Raw genomic sequence first — 4,175 nt, 5'->3', positions numbered from 1 at the left:
GCGTGGCCGTGGTGATGATCGTGCGCAACGAGGCGGCGCGCATTGAGCGCGCGCTGGTCAGCGCGCTGCCACATGTCGACGAAGCGTTGGTGCTCGACACGGGCTCCACCGACGACACAGTCGCACGCGCACAGGCCGCCGGCGCGCGCGTCGCGCACTTCCAATGGGTCGACGATTTCTCCGCTGCGCGCAACGCGGCGCTCGATGCGGCCGATGCCGACTGGCATGTGGTGCTCGACGCCGACGAATGGCTGGCCGATGGCGTTGAAGCGCTGGCAGCGCTGCGCCACACCGCGCCCACCTTCGTCGGCGCAGTGCGCGTCGACAGCCTGGACGATGGCGGCACCACCACGCAGCAGGCCAGCAGCTGGATCAGCCGTGTACTGCCCGGCCCGGTGCGCTACGCCGGCCGCGTGCACGAGCAGCCGCAACACCAGCTGCCGGTGYAGTGGCTGGCGATCACCCTGGGCCACGACGGCTATATGAAAGTGGCGCTGGCCGCCAAGGCCGGTCGCAACCGGCAGTTGCTGGAGCGCGAAGTGGCCGAACACCCGGCCGACCCTTATGCCTGGTACCAGCTCGGCAAGGATCATGATGTATATGAGCGCCATACCGAAGCGCTGGATTGTTTCGACCGCGCCGAAAGCCTGCTGCCCGCCGACGGCCCGGCGCCGGGCTGGTTGCACGACCTGACCGTGCGCCGCCTGCATGCCTTGAAGTGTGTGGGCCGGCATGCCGACGCACTGATGCGGGCCGAAGCCGGCCTGGCCCGCTGGAGCGAATCGCCCGACTTCTTCTTTGCCCTGGGCGACGTGCTGCTGGACTGGGCGGCCGACGAGCCGGCGCACGCCGCAGAGCTGCTGCCGATGATCGAAAGCGCCTGGCAGCGCTGCCTGGCGATAGGCGAGCGGCCCGATCTGGAAGGCGCGGTGGCGGGCCGTGGCAGCCATCTGGCCGCCCACAACCTGGCCCTGCTCTACGACAGCCTGGGCCGCGCCGAAGACGCCGCCGAGTGCCGCCGGGCAGCCGCCAAGCCCGAATAAGGCCGGCGCGCCCCGTCTTTTCAGCGCCTGCCCCGCCGGCCACGTCTCTAAAGTGGGCAAGATGAAGAATTCACGCCAGCGCGCGGAAGCGCACCGCCAGGCCGGGTTGAAGGCCATGCAGGCCAAACGCTGGCCGGCGGCCATTGCCGAATTCGAGCGCGGCACCGCCTTGTCGCCGCACGACGCACTGTTGCGCCTGAACCTGGCCCGCGCACACATGCAGTCCGGCGCGTTGGACCGCGCGATCGCCGAAGGCCGCGAAACGCTGCGGCTGGACCCGGCCAGCCCGGTTGCCTGCCGCCTGGTCGGCGAGTGCCTGCTGCAGCAGAACCGGGTACAGGACGCCGCCGCGGTGTTCGACCAGTTCCCCGCCGACGCGACGCGCGACCACGACTGGTTCAATGCTTATGGCAACGCGCTGTTCCAGGCCCAACGCCTGCAGGACGCGGTCGGCATCTTCTTCCAGGCGCTGGCGCTGAAGATCGACGCCCCGCTGGTCCACTACCGCCTCGGCCTGTGCTTCAAGGACCTGGGCATGACGCGCGAGTCAACCGAGTGCTTTCGCACCGCGGTCTCGCTCGATTCCGGCGCCGTGCGCGCACTGGCCCTGTCGCTGCTGGTGCATGAAAGCCGGCAGACCTGCGACTGGAGCCAGGTCGACCAGGACACGGCCCAGCTGTTGAAGGCGCTCGACCAGGGCGACGACCAGACCGGCCAGAAACTCTCACCGTTCGCCTTGCTGGCGGTCGACGCCACGCCCGAGCAGCAGCGCCGCATCGGTGCGCTGCGCCTGCGCGGCCTGACACCCGGCCTGAAGCCGATGCCGCCCGCCGGCCCGCGCCGGCCCGGCCGCATCCGCGTTGGCTACCTGTCTTGCGACTTCCACCAGCACGCCACCTCGGTGTTGATGGCCGAGCTGCTGGAGCGGCGCGACACCGAACGCTTCGAAGTCACGCTCTATTCGCACAGCCCGGACGACGGCAGCGAGATCGGCAAGCGCGTGCGCGCGGCCTGCGACCACTTCGTCGACGTCACTCACTTTTCCAACGCAGATGTCGCGCGCCGCATGCGTGCCGACGACATCGACATCGCGATCGACCTGAAGGGCCACACCCGCGGCAGCCGTTTCGAGCTGCTGGCGTTCAAGCCGGCGCGCGTCAGCGCGGCTTTCCTCGGCTACCCGGCCACGACCGGTGCCGACTTCATCGACTACATGATCGGCGACCCGGTCGTGCTGCCGCTGGCCCAGGCCGGCCAGTACAGCGAGCACCTGGCCCAGCTGCCGAACAGCTACCAGCCGAACGACCGCCGCCGCGCACTGCCGCCGGCGCCCACGCGCGCCCAGGCCGGCCTGCCCGAAGACGCGGTGGTCTATTGCTGCTTCAACCAGACCTACAAGATCTCGCCCCACATGCTGGACCTGTGGGCCCGCATCCTGCATGGCGCCTCGAACGCGGTGCTGTGGATGCTGGCCTGGAACCCGCATGCCCAAGCCAACCTGGAGCGCGAACTGGCAACCCGCGGCATCGGCAAGGAGCGCGTCTTCTGGGCGCCCAAGCTGCCGCTGGCCAAGCACATTGCCCGCCTGCGCGTGGCCGACATGTTCCTCGACACCTGGCCCTGCAACGCCCACACCACCGCCAGCGAGGCCTTGTGGGCCGGCGTTCCGGTGCTGACCGTGCCGGGTGCGACGTTTGCTTCTCGGGTGGCAGCCAGCCTGGTCACCGCCTGCGGCCTGCCCGACCTGGCAGCCCCCGACGAAGACGGCTACGTGAACCTGGCCGTCGCGCTGGCCCAGGAGCCGACCACCTTGCAGGGGCTGAAGCAGCACCTGGACAGCCAGCGCATGAGCCTGCCGCTGTTTGACAGCGACCAGTACGCGCGCGACTATGAAGCGTTGTTGCAGCGCATGTTCGACCGCCATGAGGCCGGCCTGCCGCCGGACCACCTGCTCGCCGAAGCCAGCTGACGCGTACACGCGTCACCAAGAAACCCAGGAGGACGCCGCTTGAACGCACCGAACGAACAACAACCACAAGGTCCCAGCGTGCTGGACCGGCTGGACGACCTGCAGATGGCCGACGAGTTCGCCCAGCTGTCGGTCAAGCTGAAGAAACGGCCGCTGGTGCTGTTCTTCGGCCGCACCACTTTCGCCGACAACAGCAAGTACCTGTTCCTGCGCGCCGCGTCACAAGCCCGTGGCTACGACGTGGTCTGGTGCACGATCAACGGCGAGCTGGCCGCGCAACTGCATGCGCAGAACCTGCCCTGCCTGAAGCTCGACAACGACATCGACCTGACGCTGGACCTGCTGCTGCACGCCGCGGTCGCGGTGTTCACGTTGAATCCGCTCGAAAGCGTGGGCATGTCGCAGCCGATGCTGGGTTGCCTGGCCGGCGCCAAGCAGGTGCAGCTGTGGCACGGCGTGTCGGTCAAGAAGCTGACGCTGCAGTTGCTGGGCTACCTGGGCGCGCGGGCGGCCGATGCGCGGCAGTATTGGTTATCGAGCATCCGCGCCGATCATGTGCTGTCGACGGCGTCACATTTCGACCCGTACTGGCGCGAAGTTTTCGGCTGCCGCCATCTGGCACGCGCCGGCATGCCTCGCAACGAGGTGTTGATGCGGCCGGCCAGTGAACTCGAATTCATCGGGGCCGAACTTCCCGACCGTTCGCGCAAGGCACTGGAATCCGGCCGCCCAGCGATCCTGGTCGTGCCGACCTGGCAACGCGGCAAGTGGACCGAGCTGACCGGCTCGGCGTTTCTCGCCCATGCGGTGAAGTTCGCCCGCGAGCACCGGGCCAACATCTTCTTCAAGGCCCACCCGACCTACTTCGGCCACTGGAAGCAGAAAGACCAGGAAGTCGAAGGYCTGCACCTGGTTGACCCCGGGATAGACGTGTACCCCTGGATGTCGCGCTTCTCGGCGCTGGTGACCGACTACTCGTCGATCATGTTCGACTTCCTGCTGACCGGCAAACCGGTGCTGACGCTGGACCTGAACCCCGGCGACCACCAGAGCTACGAGCCCGACTACGGCCTGGTGCCCGAAGGCGATTTCCGCATCAACTACAACACCGAGACGCTGAGCACGAAGCTCAAGCGCGCGCTGTTCGACGACAAGAACAAGGA

3 protein-coding genes are annotated in these 4,175 nt (G+C 68.0%); all 3 read left to right on the top strand.

Annotation, left to right across the window (positions count from 1 at the left end; translation table 11 throughout):
• Positions 1-2 precede the first annotated feature (2 nt).
• Positions 3-1,043 carry a glycosyltransferase gene (locus AC1DYI_RS28355; protein WP_477207465.1) on the top strand — a complete coding sequence of 347 codons (1,041 nt, stop codon included), beginning with the start codon at positions 3-5 and terminating at the stop codon, positions 1,041-1,043.
• Between the two features lie 61 nt (positions 1,044-1,104).
• The gene (locus AC1DYI_RS28350; protein ID WP_477207464.1) at positions 1,105-3,012 is read left to right on the top strand and encodes an O-linked N-acetylglucosamine transferase, SPINDLY family protein; all 1,908 of its coding nucleotides are present in this window, start codon (positions 1,105-1,107) and stop codon (positions 3,010-3,012) included.
• A gap of 39 nt (positions 3,013-3,051) precedes the next feature.
• A partial coding sequence (locus tag AC1DYI_RS28345) for a CDP-glycerol glycerophosphotransferase family protein (protein ID WP_477207463.1) occupies positions 3,052-4,175 on the top strand: 1,124 nt, incomplete at its 3' end.

Source organism: Ideonella sp. P3_A4 (assembly GCF_056403075.1).
The sequence above is the reverse complement of the archived record's forward strand: the minus strand, read 5'-3'. Positions and strand labels throughout refer to the sequence as shown.

What these genes read in the sequence shown, in the direction of transcription:
- AC1DYI_RS28350 (WP_477207464.1), top strand. Translation starts at nt 1,105, where the DNA reads ATGAAGAATTCACGCCAGCGCGCGGAAGCGCACCGCCAGGCCGGGTTG.